General features: G+C 37.2%; 13 protein-coding genes. 5 read left to right on the top strand and 8 right to left on the bottom strand.

Annotation, left to right across the window (positions count from 1 at the left end; all coding sequences use genetic code 11):
- The first annotated feature begins 9 nt into the window (after nt 1–9).
- Nucleotides 10–798, top strand: coding sequence for a hypothetical protein (locus tag BJK46_RS06595; protein WP_015729610.1), 789 nt, complete (start codon nt 10–12; stop codon nt 796–798).
- 1,328 nt (nt 799–2,126) lie between these two features.
- The gene (locus BJK46_RS06585) at nt 2,127–2,387 is read left to right on the top strand and encodes a hypothetical protein (RefSeq protein ID WP_014613033.1); all 261 of its coding nucleotides are present in this window, start codon (nt 2,127–2,129) and stop codon (nt 2,385–2,387) included.
- A gap of 596 nt (nt 2,388–2,983) precedes the next feature.
- On the opposite strand, the gene BJK46_RS06580 is transcribed toward BJK46_RS06585, so the two are convergent.
- From BJK46_RS06580 to BJK46_RS06570, 3 genes are all read right to left on the bottom strand, one after another.
- The gene (locus tag BJK46_RS06580) at nt 2,984–4,474 is read right to left on the bottom strand and encodes an aldehyde dehydrogenase family protein (protein ID WP_014613032.1); all 1,491 of its coding nucleotides are present in this window, start codon (nt 4,472–4,474) and stop codon (nt 2,984–2,986) included.
- A 779-nt stretch (nt 4,475–5,253) separates the two neighbouring features.
- Nucleotides 5,254–6,075: a metallophosphoesterase gene (locus tag BJK46_RS06575; RefSeq protein ID WP_037542313.1), complete on the bottom strand. Its 822-nt coding sequence runs from the start codon at nt 6,073–6,075 to the stop codon at nt 5,254–5,256.
- Between the two features lie 298 nt (nt 6,076–6,373).
- Nucleotides 6,374–6,553: a hypothetical protein gene (locus BJK46_RS06570; protein WP_014613030.1), complete on the bottom strand. Its 180-nt coding sequence runs from the start codon at nt 6,551–6,553 to the stop codon at nt 6,374–6,376.
- Between the two features lie 559 nt (nt 6,554–7,112).
- Here BJK46_RS06570 and BJK46_RS06565 point away from each other — a divergent pair.
- The 3 genes from BJK46_RS06565 to sdaAA are packed head-to-tail and all read left to right on the top strand — an operon-like array spanning nt 7,113 to nt 9,751.
- Nucleotides 7,113–8,144, top strand: coding sequence for a PTS sugar transporter subunit IIC (locus BJK46_RS06565; protein WP_014613028.1), 1,032 nt, complete (start codon nt 7,113–7,115; stop codon nt 8,142–8,144).
- A 14-nt stretch (nt 8,145–8,158) separates the two neighbouring features.
- The gene (sdaAB, locus tag BJK46_RS06560; RefSeq protein ID WP_020219491.1) at nt 8,159–8,836 is read left to right on the top strand and encodes an L-serine ammonia-lyase, iron-sulfur-dependent subunit beta; all 678 of its coding nucleotides are present in this window, start codon (nt 8,159–8,161) and stop codon (nt 8,834–8,836) included.
- A gap of 15 nt (nt 8,837–8,851) precedes the next feature.
- On the top strand, nt 8,852–9,751 hold the full coding sequence (gene sdaAA / locus BJK46_RS06555) for an L-serine ammonia-lyase, iron-sulfur-dependent, subunit alpha (protein ID WP_020219490.1): 900 nt from the start codon (nt 8,852–8,854) through the stop codon (nt 9,749–9,751).
- Nucleotides 9,752–10,136: 385 nt separating this feature from the next.
- Here the strand turns inward: sdaAA and BJK46_RS06550 are convergent, their stop codons facing one another.
- From BJK46_RS06550 to BJK46_RS06530, 5 genes are all read right to left on the bottom strand, one after another.
- Entirely contained in the window at nt 10,137–10,394 is a 258-nt protein-coding gene (locus BJK46_RS06550; protein WP_014613025.1) for a hypothetical protein, read from the bottom strand.
- 317 nt (nt 10,395–10,711) lie between these two features.
- Nucleotides 10,712–11,605 carry an oligopeptide ABC transporter permease gene (gene opp4C, locus BJK46_RS06545; protein ID WP_014613024.1) on the bottom strand — a complete coding sequence of 298 codons (894 nt, stop codon included), beginning with the start codon at nt 11,603–11,605 and terminating at the stop codon, nt 10,712–10,714.
- A gap of 11 nt (nt 11,606–11,616) precedes the next feature.
- Nucleotides 11,617–12,579 carry an oligopeptide ABC transporter permease gene (opp4B, locus tag BJK46_RS06540; RefSeq protein ID WP_014613023.1) on the bottom strand — a complete coding sequence of 321 codons (963 nt, stop codon included), beginning with the start codon at nt 12,577–12,579 and terminating at the stop codon, nt 11,617–11,619.
- Entirely contained in the window at nt 12,576–13,562 is a 987-nt protein-coding gene (locus BJK46_RS06535) for an ABC transporter ATP-binding protein (protein ID WP_014613022.1), read from the bottom strand. Before BJK46_RS06535 ends, opp4B begins: the two co-directional genes overlap by 4 nt.
- Nucleotides 13,555–14,565 (bottom strand): ABC transporter ATP-binding protein, encoded by a 1,011-nt coding sequence (locus BJK46_RS06530; protein ID WP_014613021.1) that lies wholly within the window; start codon nt 14,563–14,565, stop codon nt 13,555–13,557. Before BJK46_RS06530 ends, BJK46_RS06535 begins: the two co-directional genes overlap by 8 nt.
- Nucleotides 14,566–14,619 lie beyond the last annotated feature (54 nt).

Below are 14,619 nucleotides of genomic sequence, written 5' to 3'. Positions count from 1 at the left end.
CTATTGGCAATGTTTCGTGAAACCTTTGTATGGGTCATACTTTTACTTTTCAATTTAATAAATACGATTTTATTATTATCGGGAAAAAAATTACTATTTAGCGTTCCTCTATGGGTTACTTGGTCTCTATGGGGTGTTATTACATTTATAATTATTGGATTAGTTGTTTTTAGAAAAGTGATGCAAAATAAATATTCTTCTTTAAATACGAGTGCAAGATCATCAATTCAATTAGATAAAAATGAATTTTTCTTTCAAAGTCCTGTATATACTGTAGATAAACAAACAATTCCTATATATGGTGAGTATAATATGACATATACCACATTCTTTTTTAATAACTTTCATAAATTAATAAGTATCTTTGGTTTCCAACCAATTTATAGTACTTTTTTAAATTCTGAAAATGTTAGTGTAAAAGTAATACCTAAAAAAGTATTAACGATGAGGCCTAAATATAATGTTTACATGAATGATAAACAAATTGGTACTTTTGAAATGAAAAAATTTTTGGATAGTGGAGGAAAACAACAACTTCCATACCAGTTGAATTATGGTTCGGAACAATTTTTGATGAAAAATTCATATCTTAGTAAAAAAACAACAATTTTAAACAATCGTAATGAAGAATTATTAATCGCTAATAGAAGTTTATTTGACTTTTCAAAAAATCGAACAACTAATAAACGAGGAGAACAGCACCATTTAAAATTAATTTGTGAAAGTGTAAAAAAAGAAATATTAATAGCTATATATATACAAGCTATAATAAATAAACAGACTCAACCAAATTCTTAAAGGAGTTATTTATATGAAAAAAATGTGGTTAAGTATTTTACTATCTATATTGATACCAGGATTAGGGCACATATATATTAAAGATTTGAAACCAGGAATCTCTTTCTTAATTTTATCCTTTATACTTTCAGCATGTATACAATTAGTACATTCATCTTTTACATTTCTTTACTTGATTTTATGGGTTTATGTAATGATAAATGTCATTAAAAAAACAAATAAATATAACCAAGGATACCAATAATTATTGAGTGGCTAGCGTTTAGCCACTCAATTTTTGTGTGAGCAATGAGACATAATCCCAACAAGGACGGTGATTTTCTTGTAAGAGCATAAGAGGAATATGTACCCATTTTATAATGGGTAATCTGGCAAAGCCAGATATTTCAAGGGTTTCAGACATTTTGCTAATGGGGGTCACAAAAATCAATTTGTCACAAAAGTGTGACAGCTATTTTTGACGATTTTTGATTTTATTTTTTTGCTGGAGCGATTAAAAAAATATATTTATTTAGCTTACATTTGCGTTCTAAGCGACGAAAATAATTATACGGGTATAAAAAAGTATATATTTTTTAAGTTTGCTCTATAAACCCCCTTAAAATGCAAAATAAGGCTATTGGATTATAACGCGCAAATTTTGATTTTAGCACGATACCATTTTTGGTATGTAAGTGCGCCCTTGAACAATAAAAAAGGCTTAATTAAACTAAAGTTTAACTAAGATAGTCACGTGTTTTATTATGTTTAAAAATCCGTATTATTTCAGATGTTTAGAATTAAGTTATTGAATATGGTGTGAATAAAAGTAAGGGGTAATCATTATTTAATCATTGCATGATTAATTTTTCATTCAAGGGATAGTTACATACATAATTTAAGCACGCATTTATGCCGAGAAAATTTATTGAAGTTGAGAAGAACCCTTAACTAAACTTGTAGACGAATGTCGGCATAGCGTGAGCTATTAAGCCGACCATTCGACAAGTTTTGGGATTGTTAAGGGTTCCGAGGCTCAACGTCAATAAATCAATTGGAATAAAGCCACAAATATTTTTGATTATGAAACGGGTTTTGGTACACATTGATTTTTCAAGCAGTTAGACCAAGTTATGTAAGAGTGATATATTATAAACAAAATAAAAAGAGAGTCGTTCCACTCCCTCGCCAAAGTTTGTGAAAACGACTCACCCAAAAAAAGATACAAAAAATATCGATGTTTTGTTTTTATTTTGTATATCTTGATGTTATACGAATTCATATAAATCTTCAAGATATAAAATTGGGTGAGCAGGGTGGAACGACTTCTTGAAAAGGAGTTGTTTTTTATGTCTGGAAATATTCAAGAAAATCATTCAAAACAAGGCACATCGACAGAGGTTATAAATTACGCCACAACCGGATACTCTAATAGCCGGTTAGGAGTACATTCTGTGCACCCACTTATTCAAAGTTTAAGTTTAGATGCTCTAACAATTGTTGGAAACCTTAATAAAAATAGCGCTGAAAAGCTTTCGAAGTTTATGAGTGTTGAACCTCAAATTAGACTTTGGAATATTTTTGATTTGAATTTGCATTTGGACAGATAGCATTTAAAAATCCAGTTCATTTTCAAGATTTAGGACGTAAAAAGAAGCCTGAGACTTCAACATCTCAGACCCCTTTATCAAAATTAATAGAAAAAGACCCTCATTGATAATCATTATAAATTCTACAATTGCCTTTATGGGCTTGCTTTCCTAGGGGCTGACCCTTCAACTAACCAACGCTTTGATTTCAACTTTAGTTTGGTAGAGGATGCGTTGGTAGATTTTGGGAGCAGTACAGAAATCTCATGTGCAACAAAGATTTCGTCGTATTGCCCCCGCAAGGCTGACTAGACTTCTCAAAAGCATGCGCCTTGAGAAGTCAGACAGCTACTGCGATATACAATAACCACTGTTAAAGTTAAATGACGTTATTTTGCTTTTTACATAATCCCTCAGGAGTCTCGCCCATTTGAGCAATTGAATTTCAAAGATAGTGAATCAATGAGACCTAACTTACGAATGATAACATGACAAGTATTAAAATTCTCAAGTTCCTTATGTTGATATGCATTGTATATTTCAATATTATATCTTTCATTAATGGTAGGAAGGGGGTAAGAACTTAAACTTCACCCTCTCTTATTATTCAATACATATTAATATAAACCTTTTGTTTCATTGCTAATATCAATATAAATGTTTTTAACTTGTTGATAGTTTTCGATAGCTGCTTTATACGTTTCACGACCGATACCTGATTTTTTGTAACCGCCAAATGGTGCACCTTCAGGAACTTGATTGTACGTATTTACCCATACGCGACCTGTGCGCACATTTTTCGCAACATTTAATGCACGATTGATATTAGTTGAGAAGACACCGCCCGCTAAGCCGTAATCAGAATTATTAGCAACATCAATGGCTTCTTCGTCATCTTTAACTTTAATCACTACTAACACAGGGCCAAAAATTTCTTCTTGCGCTAATTTATCGTCCGCATCGTCCACTTCGATAATTGTTGGCTCAAAGAAGTAACCTTTGTCTAAACCGTTATCTGTAATACGGTGACCACCTACAAGAATTTTTGCGCCGTCAGATTCGTTTGCATAGTCAATATAACTTTGAATTTTATCGATTTGTGCTTGACCTGTTTGAGAACCCATTTGCGTTTCCATATCTAACGGATCGCCCACTTTCACTTTTTTAAACGCGTCAACCAAGCGTGGAATGAATTCATCATACACATTTTCATGGACGATTAATCGAGAGCCTGCACTACATACTTCACCTTGATTGAATAAAATACCTAATTGGGAACCTTCTAAAGCTAAATCTAGATTCGCATCATCTAAAATAATATTGGCACTTTTACCACCAAGTTCTAACGTTGCAGGCACAAGACGTTTTGCACCTGCTTCAGCTACTTGATAACCGACAGCAGTTGAACCCGTAAATGATAATTTATCGACACCTTTATGGTTAAAGATGGCATTCCCTGACTCAGAACCTTTACCTGTCACAATGTTTACCACACCTGCTGGTAACACTTCTTGGAAAATTTTCGCCAATTCAATCAAACTTAATGGCGTTGATGACGAAGGTTGAATGACAACTGTATTCCCTGCAGCAAGGGCAGGTGCTAATTTCCATGAAGACAGTAACATCGGGAAGTTCCAAGCGACCACTGCACCCACAACGCCGATTGGTTCATGTTGAATGATACTCATAATGTGATCTTCCATATTGTTGAGCGTACCTTCATCAGTATCTAACACACTACCGAAATATTGATAATGTTTCGCTGTATAAGGTATATCGATACTGCTTGATTCACGGATCGCTTTCCCCGCATTTAAAGTTTCTACATATGCAAAATGCTCTTTTTTCTCCATAATTTTGTCATGGACTTGACGTAACATATTCGCACGTTCTGCTTTCGAACGACGACTCCAATCCGGGAAAGCTTTCGTTGCTGCTTCTACTGCTTTATCTACATCTTTTTCACTTGCTTTAGCGACTTGTGACAATTTTTCACCGTTTGCCGGATTATATACATCTAAATATTCCCCTGATTCTGCTGGAACAAATTCACCGTTAATAAATAAGTTATACTGCGCATCAATATAATCTCTCACATTTACACTCATGTATATTGCCTCCTTATATTTCGACACCATTTTAAATATTCGGATAAAACAAGCATTGCAACATTCTTATTCATTGCATTTAATGATGTCGTATTCAATATAACTCTAACTGTATTGTAAAGCGCTCTCATAAAAAGGTAAAGTACTTTGACTTATATAGAAAAAAGTATCTTCAGCTTCGTATTTACCCCTTTAAAAACGCAAAAAAACAAGCCTTCAATGGAGAAGACTTGTCTACTGGGGAAAAAGAAGTTAGCCTTTACGGCTCATACTTCCAAACGTTATTGTCATGAGACTAATGGAAGACTCATGTTAGAAAATGACTGACACCTTAGTTTAGTAAAATATGGTTGATTCAACTAAACAACCTTAAAAAAGGCTTTAAGAAACTTCATCAATATAAGCTATATGTTGAAGCATCTAATTGGAGTATAAACGATAATGTTTCAGTTGTAAATAGGAAATTTTACGATTTATATTGTATCGTGCTTAAGTCTGAGATAATGTCCCTCCTAACGTACGATGTGCAGGGACCATTTTAGCGATACAATGAATTCAGAACAGTTCAGACATCACGTTGAGTGAATGACTGTTCGACTTCATCCCAGATAGACATACTTGAAACCCCAATAGACAAATGCTAAATCAAGTATATCCTAAACCTCCTTTTAAGATAATAAAACTAAAGTTGAGCAAAGTCGATGTGTGCCCCGCGCATCGGCTTTATTTTTGTTTTAAGTGCGCCGTGTCGTTTTATCCGTGCTATGAACAAAAGATATTTATGTACTTTCATGTATTTGAATCACTTGTAAGGCGTGCTTTAATTCTGTAGCAAGATCATCCGTTCTCCATTCTCGAGGATACCCGAGACACGGACAAAGAAAAGTCGTGTTGTCATCTACTAATCGCTTCCTAAAATGCACATGCCCCATCACGCTATATGGAATATTAAAATGCTGATACAACGGTTTAAAGTCGCTTGTTCCTAAAAAGCCGTTAAAGAAGTCAAAAATACGGTGTGGCATAGGGACAGTAAACTTAGGGTGGGTCACGACATGTGTCACTAAAATGACTTGACGATCAGCATAAGACACCAAATCTTGCCCCACTTCCGCGGCAAAACATTGTGAAAGTTGTGGATCAGACACGCCAAAAGCGGTATACACTTTATCTTGCCAGGTCGCACCATAATGCTTCCCTTTTGCTAACTTGTCATACGTAAAGCGATCAGCAGCAAAACTATAATCATACCAGCCCATATGTCCAGCAATCACATAATTGTCGACTTCCACAGGCGTCCCCATCAAACATTGCGGGTGGTCTTGATACAATCGCAATATCTCTGCTGTCGTCAATTGTTCATCGGGTTGTCGCCATAAGTCATGATTCCCAGGTATAAAGTAAATCGGAATCGTCACTTCTGATGTCAATTGTGCGATAAACTCAAATGTCGTCGAATAATGGTTAGAAATATCACCCGCAATGATGAGCATATTTAATGCTTCTTGGTCAATGAGACGCACTACCGCTTCAAGATAATCTTCCATCGTTAACCGTTGATGTCGATCAAAATGCAAATCTGCTATCGTTCCTATTCTCATCAGTCGTCCTCCTATCTTCCTCATTATCTCAAAAGAAACAATTACCTGTGTAGTCGAATGCTTTACGCCATGAATTCAATATAGTCATCTACCTGGCTAAACATGCGTGTTTTTTTGAAAAGAATCATGCCACATCAGCCTTAAAGAGAATCAGACCGAGATGAGTAAACGACATATATCTCTTTTAAACACACAAAAGCACCAAACAACCAACGTTGCCTGATGCTTTATCATTCGAACTTTACAAAAAGCTCAATCATCTATTAAAGTCTCCTTAAATCCTCGCTTCTGCATCCCTTTATGCCGCAACATTTTTGGCATAGTCATATAAACGTTCTGCATCTTTTAAAGACACATCATCAAGCGTACGATAACCTGATCTCAAATCAGAGATCACACCTTGACTGACACCTGTGTGAATGTAAATATCGTAGCAGCTTTGGTTAGAACGGATTAATCTTAATATTGATTCTCTCATGTTTAACACATCCTTTAATGATTACTTCTTCCTTACTTTCATTATACCCCTTATTCGCAAAATTACCACGATTTTGTGATGCTTTTCACATAATCATCACAATTACAAATCAATACCTATTACTTCCGAAATTCAAAATTGAAACTATTCAAAAAATAACGATATAACTTCAATCCTCTTGTCCTTTAATCATCTTTATTATGCGCTTATACATATAACATTTCGCACAATTATTATTTTTCACTTTATCTATGTTTGAAAATTGATAAAATTTAAACTTTAAATATTTCACAAATACGCCATATTAGAAAAACTACTCAGATGCTTTAATATTTTAAAGTGAAATAGAACTAAAAATCGCTTTTATACCAGTAATTTTATATACACTATATTTTCACAATCTATATATATTTGTTTTCAAATAATTATTTTAACTCAATGAGGCATGTTTAACAATTATGTAAGGGCTTGCATAAGCGAAATGAAGCCCTTAGAATGATGGTTGTTTGGGATAGCTATCTAATTAAAAACATAAAAATAAAAGAGAGAAGGAACTCATATGGATTTTATTTTGGGAATCGGGACATTACTCGTTGTTTTACTTGCAATGACTTTATTCTTAAAATTTGCCCCGAATGGTAAAGTCAGTTTACAAGCTTTATCAGGCGCTGCCTGTGCTTCATTTTTACCGGAAGCATTCTTAAAATACGCAATCGGTGGCGTGTTTCACTCAGAATATTTTATTAAATTAGGGGAAGTTGCAGGAAGTTTAAGTGGTGTTGCAGTGGGCATTCTCACTTGTTTAAAGTTCGGTATTAATCCTGTATTCGCTGTGTTAACAGGACTCGTTCTATTTGATTTTAAACTCTTACCTGCTTTTATTGCGGCATATTTCGTTGCTTTCGGTATTAAAGCACTTGAAAAATATGTTCCTGAAGGATTAGACCTGATCGTGGTGATCTTATTATCTCCTGCCATTGCATATGGTATTGCATCTATCGTATCACCTAGTGTCACTGCCGTATTGAAACAAATCGGTACTGCCATCACAGCTGTAGGTGATAATAATCCGTACGCTCTTGCACTTGTTATCGGTGCGATTGTGCCCGTTGTAGGTATGACACCGTTAAGTTCAATGGTTTTCACAAGCTTATTAGGACTTACGGGTATTCCAATGGCGATTGGTGCGCTCGGTTGTATGGGTAGCTCATTTGTCAACTTTATGATGTTTAGAAAACTTAGAATCGGCAATGCAGGAAAAGCCTTTGCCGTTGCTGTCGAACCATTAACACAAATCGACACGATCGCAAAATATCCAATCCAGCTGTATGGTACAAATGCAGTGGTAGGAATGGTCAATGGCTTGTTTATCACATACATGGGTATCGTTGTGAATCAACCAGGCATGGCTACACCTATTGCCGGTCCGATTGTAGCGCTAGGCTTTAATGAAGTGGTGCCTACCGTGATTACAATTGTCGTTGTAGCAATCATTAGTATTATTATGAGCTTTTTCATTGGCACATTCATCAGTAAGAAACGACCAACGCTTGACATTCAAGTGCCTCATGTGAATCAACAAACAAATTAAGGAGCGGATGAATTATGGCACGTACAAAAGATTATCAAAGCGCTTTTGATATTATTGGTCCAGTGATGATGGGGCCATCAAGTTCACATACTGCAGGTGCAGTGAAAATTGGTCAGGCCGCTCGTGCTGTCCTTGGCGATACACCTGAGAAAATCGTTGTGAATTATTACGAATCTTTTGCAGAAACGCATAAAGGTCACGGCACGGATTTAGCGATTATCGGTGGCTTATTAGGTTTTAGTACATTCGATTCTCGCATTAAAACATCGACAAAAATTGCAAGAAGTGAAGGCATTGACTTTGAATTTATCGAAAAATCAGGTTCCAGTTTAGGTGAACACCCGAACTGTGCAGTCATCGAAATCGATCACGGTGATCGTCACGTCGAGTTGAATGGCATTTCAATTGGCGGTGGTGCATTCAAAGTGAAAAGTATTCACGTTAACCAAATGTGTATTCTGATGGCACACACACCCCCTATTCTTGTCATTGATGGGGAATGTAAAATTGCAGAAGTCAATCATTTAATTAACGATTTAATCGAGCATGAAGTCGACATCAATGAAGAGATTAAAACGATGACAAAAGGCCATTGTTTACTTGCCTTACATTTGAATAAACCAATTAAAAGCGAACTACTTGAATCAATCAAAGAAAAATATGCGTTTTTAAACTTTTCATATATAGATTAAATTGGAGGGACTCTCATGTTTGATACAATGAAAGAATTAATCGACTATGCGACTGAAAATAACACAACTTTTTCAGAAATTATGATTAAACATGAAATGGAAACACGTGGTATGACGCGCGAAGCAGTCATGGACATGATGCAACAAAACCTAGACACAATGCGTGAAGCAGTTCAAAAAGGTACGACAGGGGAAGGGGTTAAAAGTGTAACAGGTTATACCGGGCAGGACGCGATTAAAATCCACAAGTATAACCAACACAATAAAGCCCTTTCTGGATATGATATGATGTCAGCTGTTGAAGGAGCGGTTGCCACTAATGAAGTCAACGCAGCAATGGGCATTATTTGTGCGACACCGACTGCTGGTTCTTCAGGCACCATTCCAGGAATACTCTTTAAACTAGAGCAATCACATGACTTAACGAATGACCAAATGCTCGAATTTCTATTTTCAGCCTCGATATGCGGTATGGTGATTGCTAACAATGCTTCGGTCGCTGGTGCAACAGGAGGCTGTCAAGCAGAAGTGGGTTCAGCATCTGCAATGGCTGCCGCTGCTGCTGTACAAACATTCGGTGGTACACCAGAACAAGCTGGACATGCACTTGCAATTAGTATTAGCAACTTGCTTGGTTTAGTGTGTGACCCTGTCGCAGGGTTAGTAGAAATTCCTTGTGTGATGCGGAATGCAATTGGTTCCGGCAATGGATTGATTTCAGCAGATCTTGCACTTGCAGGTGTGGAAAGCCGTATTCCAGTAGATGAGGTGATTGAGGCTATGGATAAAGTGGGTCGTAACCTTCCTGCATCTTTACGTGAAACAGGTTTAGGGGGGCTCGCTGGTACGCCAACAGGTGAAGCGATTAAAGCAAAAATCTTTGGTGATTCCAAACGATCCGAAGTGTTCTCATAATATTAGGAAAAAAGCTCGAAGTGAGATGACAACTGTTGTCTTAACTTCGAGCTTTTTGATATGAATAGTCGATGATGTTGGTGAACGTTTCAAGTTGTTGTGTACACGACATTTCGGATTGGTACACTTGCATGATCCTTTTCTTAGTTTACACAATGAATTGCTACCTTGGACTCACGTTCCTAGGCGCCTCGCCTCAACTCAATTTGACTTGATTGAACTGTTCACTTGAAGGAAACCGAATTGAGTTGCAAGGCAAGCCCCTTGGAAAGCGAAGGCATGAGGGCAATAAAAATCACAAATCATAAGGAGGGCAAATCACACAAAATATTGCATCAATAGCATCAAAAATTTTTATGTCTCCTCAACCATTTTATGATTCAAGTTATTTACGAACTAAACGTTTCTTTACATTTTCATCTTCATGTTCTTTATTAACGATCCATTGACGGTCTTGATAACGTTTTTCTTGCCGCTTTTCTTGTAACTGAAAAACGACAAAATGATAAATAAAGAATATGATAAATGCGAGTGATAGAGATTGCATCAACAAATATTGCCATGTACCAGCAATCAGAAACGTTTCTGCAATGGTTGTTGAAATGACCATTGCAAAAAATAGTAGCATCAATTTTTTCAACATCGACCTCATCCCCTTTGTTCCTAACAGTAGCGTCCTGACTTTTAATACAAATTCATGTTCAGCACACTATTTCAACTAGAAACCATCATTTACTTTTTACAATTTTAGTTATTGCACAAAGTCTATCACATTTTTATCATTTTTGCTCGTTTTTTCATAATATTCTCAAATTCTTCTGGCGCATGTTCTCTATGGCGTCAACTTCTTACATTATCGAAAACATTTCCAATCATTTACAGTCAAATCTTTCCACCTACTGATGTACGTAAACTATTGTTTTTATTCCTGAATGTTATAGAAGTGAAATCCTGTCCATTTTACCTTTTTGATTTTGGATTAAGAGCATCTTTTAATCCCTCACCAATAAAGTTAATACATAAAATCGTCACTGTAATAATGAGTGCGGGAGGCATCCAAATCCATGGCTTACTTCTTAAAATGTCGCCTTCTTGCGCATCTGTTAACATATTTCCCCAAGTCGGCACACTTTTACTAATCCCAAATCCGAGGAAACTGAGTCCTGCTTCGGCAACGATTTGTACGGCAAATACGAGTGTCGCTTGTACAATAATCACACTTAAAATATTCGGTAATAAATGCTTAAATAAAATTTTATACACAGGCGTTCCGATTGATTGCGCGGCCAAGAAATATTCATTCTCTTTCTCTTGCATCACTTTACCGCGAACGATCCTTGCGACACCGACCCAAGATAATGCGATGAGCACCAAACCTAACACAATGGCTGAGCCGTATTGATTTTCGATTTTACCACTGAACGTTGCATTCAACACGACCGCAAAAGGAATAAATGGAAATAACATGACAAACTCTGTAAAACGCATGAGCACGGTATCCACCCAGCCACCGTAATAGCCAGAAATCATTCCAATCAATACGCCAATCGTCATAAGTCCAATAGAAGTAAAAAATCCGAATAGTAACGACACACGCCCTGCATACAACAAGCGGCTTAAAATATCTCGCCCTCCAGAATCTGTACCGAGCCAGTGTTCTGCTGACATCTCCCCCTTAATCAACACTAAATTTTGTAAGTTCGGATCATAAGGTGCAAGCAGTGGTGCTAAAAATGAAATTATGGCGATGAGACCAAGTACCACAGTCGCTATCATTGCCGGTTTGTTTTTAAGAAATTTCTTGCGCGCTATTGTGAGTGGTGATTTACTTTTTGCTTTTTTCAACTTATCCATCTGTATCCCCCCTAATTACTCTTAATTCTCGGATCGACTATGCTATACGTAATATCTGAAATTAAGTTAGCGAGTAATCCTAAAAATGAGAAAAATAGTAACAGTGCCATCATTAATGGATAATCTTTACCACTGATCGCATCAATGAGTAGCTTTCCGATACCTGGATATGAAAAAATCGTTTCTGTAATAACCGCACCACCAAATACAGACAATACATCTGCACCAAAAAATGTCACAATCGGAATAATCGAGTTTCTTAAAATATGTTTGTTATATACCATAGACTCTGATAAACCTTTTGCACGTGCGGTACGAATATAATCTTTACGCGCGTTTTCGATTATATCATTTCTTAAAAATTGAACATAACTCGCTGTTGATAATAAACCGAGCACTGTCCCAGGCAAAATCGTATGATAAATCTTACTTATATAATACGCCGCTGAACCAGGTTCGACACCGAGCGCAACGGAACCTGAAAACGGAAAGAGCCCAAGTTGAAACGCAAAAATATAAATAGCAAATACCCCTGCAACGAATGACGGGATGGCGAGCATCAAATAATTTAAGAATTGAATGCTGTAATCGTATAAACTATACGGCTTGCGCCCTGAGAGTATACCGAGCGGAAATGCAATGAGATATGTAATGACTAAACTTGTGACCCCTAACAAAATGGTATTCGGCATACGTTCTTTCACTAAATCTATCACTGGACGTTTATAGCGAATAGAATCGCCAAAATCTCCATGGAGGACACGTTCGCCCCATTTCATATATTGCACAGGGAGTGGGTCGTTTAAGCCTAAGCGTTCACGTTCTTGCTCGTAATATTTCGCGCCAGCTTTTGGATCCATATTGCCTGAAAATGCGTCACCGGGTTGTAATTTAGAAATGGTAAAGATGACGACTGACATTAAAATGAGCATCGGAATCATTAATAAAATACGTCTGATGATTAATGTTGTCATTGTGCGACACCCCCATTTTCTAACAACACACATGCTGCATAATGATTAGCACTCACTTCCACTGATGGCGGCTTCACTTCTGCACATCGCGCCTCAGCTACCGGACATCGCGTATGAAATGGACATCCAGAAGGCGGATCACTTGGCGACGGTAAATCACCTTCCAGTAAAATACGTTCCTTACGCTGACGTGGGTCAATTTCTGGGATTGCTGAAATGAGTGCTTTCGTATAGGGGTGACTCGGGTTTTCATAAATTGCTTCAGCAGGTCCTTGTTCCAAAATATGCCCTAAATACATCACACAAATATAGTCACTGACATGCTTAACGACACTTAAATCATGGGCGATAAACAAATAACTGAGTCCAAATTCTTCTTGTAACTCTGCCATAATATTGAGCACTTGAGACTGTACGGAAACGTCTAACGCACTGACTGGTTCATCGGCAATAATGAGTTTCGGTTTGAGCGCTAAGGCACGTGCAATACCAACACGTTGGCGTTGACCGCCTGAAAACTCATGTGCATACTTGTAATAATCCGCTTCGTTAAGTCCAACACGTTTCAAAAGGTCTTTCACTTCATCTTCAATGTCACGTTGCTTTTTATGATAATAATTACGAATCGGTTCACCGACAATATCGCCTACCATTTGCATCGGATTCAATGACGCATACGGATCTTGGAACACCATTTGAAAACCTTTACGGGCTTCTCTTAATGCACGTCCTCTTAATTTTGTGATGTCTTGCCCACAAAATTTAATCTCTCCTGAATGGGCTTGCTGTAACTGTAAAATCGTACGTCCAGCCGATGATTTCCCACAACCTGACTCACCTACTAATCCAACAGTTTGACCAGGTTCAATCACAAAAGAAATGCCGTCTACAGCTTTCACTTCGCCAATTTTACGTTGAAACACGCCACCTTTAATCGGATAATATTGTTTTAAATCATTCACTTCTAAAATGTAATCAGTCATGTTGCCCTACCCCCTTCAGTTGTGTTTCATTTTGATATAAATGACAAAACACGTGATGCGCATCTGCCACTTGAATGCCACTGACATCTTGCGTCTGACACATCGCCATCGCATGTGGACAGCGATTGACAAAACGACATCCTTGTTGAGGTAAATGAACTAAACTAGGTACAGAACCTTTGATCGTCTCAAGTGTCTCTTGTTGCACATCTAACCGTGGTATCGCCTTTAATAACAACTGTGTATAAGGATGTTTAGGATGTGTAAAAATCTCTTCTACAGGTGCGAGTTCTACAATTTTTCCCGCATACATGACTGCTACACGGTCGCATAGCTCTGAAATGACACCTAAATCATGTGAAATGAAAATGACACCCATTTGCGTTTCTGTTTGTATCCGTTTTAACAATGCTAAAATTTGTGCTTGAACCGTTACATCGAGTGCGGTTGTCGGTTCATCAGCAATAAGCAGATGTGGTGCACATGAAATCGCCATCGCAATCATTACCCGTTGACGCATCCCACCTGATAATTGATGCGGATATTCATCGACCACTTTATTCGCACGTGGAATCCCCACATCTTGGAGCAATTGAATCGCCTTAGCCCTTGCCTCACTTTTGGATAGCTTTAAATGCAACATAATCATTTCCATTAACTGATTGCCTATCGTAAATACAGGATTGAGTGAGGTCATTGGCTCTTGGAAAATCATCGCCACTTCGTTACCCCGTACTTTGTTGAATGCTTCGTGCGCCATATTATCAATGCGCTGACCTTTATAGCGGACTTCACCTGAACGGATCGACGCAATCTTCTCAGGCAACAAATTCAAAATGGATAAACTTAACACTGATTTGCCAGAGCCTGATTCTCCTACAATACCTAAAATTTCTCCTTTGTTAATTTCTAAATCAATATTAGAAATCGCATCGTACTGTTGTCCCTCTATTTCAAATGCGGTAGACAAATTTTTAACTTCTAATAATTTGCTCTCATTCATATTTTCACCCCTATACCCGTATCAAAAATAAAAATGAATCTCTTTCTTTATATA

Source organism: Staphylococcus pseudintermedius (genome assembly GCF_001792775.2).
GTDB lineage: Bacteria > Bacillota > Bacilli > Staphylococcales > Staphylococcaceae > Staphylococcus > Staphylococcus pseudintermedius.
This window is presented reverse-complemented; position numbering and strand designations above follow the sequence as displayed.

What these genes read in the sequence shown, in the direction of transcription:
- BJK46_RS06595 (WP_015729610.1), top strand. Translation starts at nt 10, where the DNA reads ATGTTTCGTGAAACCTTTGTATGGGTCATACTTTTACTTTTCAATTTA.
- BJK46_RS06585 (WP_014613033.1), top strand. Translation starts at nt 2,127, where the DNA reads ATGTCTGGAAATATTCAAGAAAATCATTCAAAACAAGGCACATCGACA.
- BJK46_RS06580 (WP_014613032.1), bottom strand. Translation starts at nt 4,474, where the DNA reads ATGAGTGTAAATGTGAGAGATTATATTGATGCGCAGTATAACTTATTT.
- BJK46_RS06575 (WP_037542313.1), bottom strand. Translation starts at nt 6,075, where the DNA reads ATGAGAATAGGAACGATAGCAGATTTGCATTTTGATCGACATCAACGG.
- BJK46_RS06570 (WP_014613030.1), bottom strand. Translation starts at nt 6,553, where the DNA reads ATGAGAGAATCAATATTAAGATTAATCCGTTCTAACCAAAGCTGCTAC.
- BJK46_RS06565 (WP_014613028.1), top strand. Translation starts at nt 7,113, where the DNA reads ATGGATTTTATTTTGGGAATCGGGACATTACTCGTTGTTTTACTTGCA.
- sdaAB (WP_020219491.1), top strand. Translation starts at nt 8,159, where the DNA reads ATGGCACGTACAAAAGATTATCAAAGCGCTTTTGATATTATTGGTCCA.
- sdaAA (WP_020219490.1), top strand. Translation starts at nt 8,852, where the DNA reads ATGTTTGATACAATGAAAGAATTAATCGACTATGCGACTGAAAATAAC.
- BJK46_RS06550 (WP_014613025.1), bottom strand. Translation starts at nt 10,394, where the DNA reads ATGTTGAAAAAATTGATGCTACTATTTTTTGCAATGGTCATTTCAACA.
- opp4C (WP_014613024.1), bottom strand. Translation starts at nt 11,605, where the DNA reads ATGGATAAGTTGAAAAAAGCAAAAAGTAAATCACCACTCACAATAGCG.
- opp4B (WP_014613023.1), bottom strand. Translation starts at nt 12,579, where the DNA reads ATGACAACATTAATCATCAGACGTATTTTATTAATGATTCCGATGCTC.
- BJK46_RS06535 (WP_014613022.1), bottom strand. Translation starts at nt 13,562, where the DNA reads ATGACTGATTACATTTTAGAAGTGAATGATTTAAAACAATATTATCCG.
- BJK46_RS06530 (WP_014613021.1), bottom strand. Translation starts at nt 14,565, where the DNA reads ATGAATGAGAGCAAATTATTAGAAGTTAAAAATTTGTCTACCGCATTT.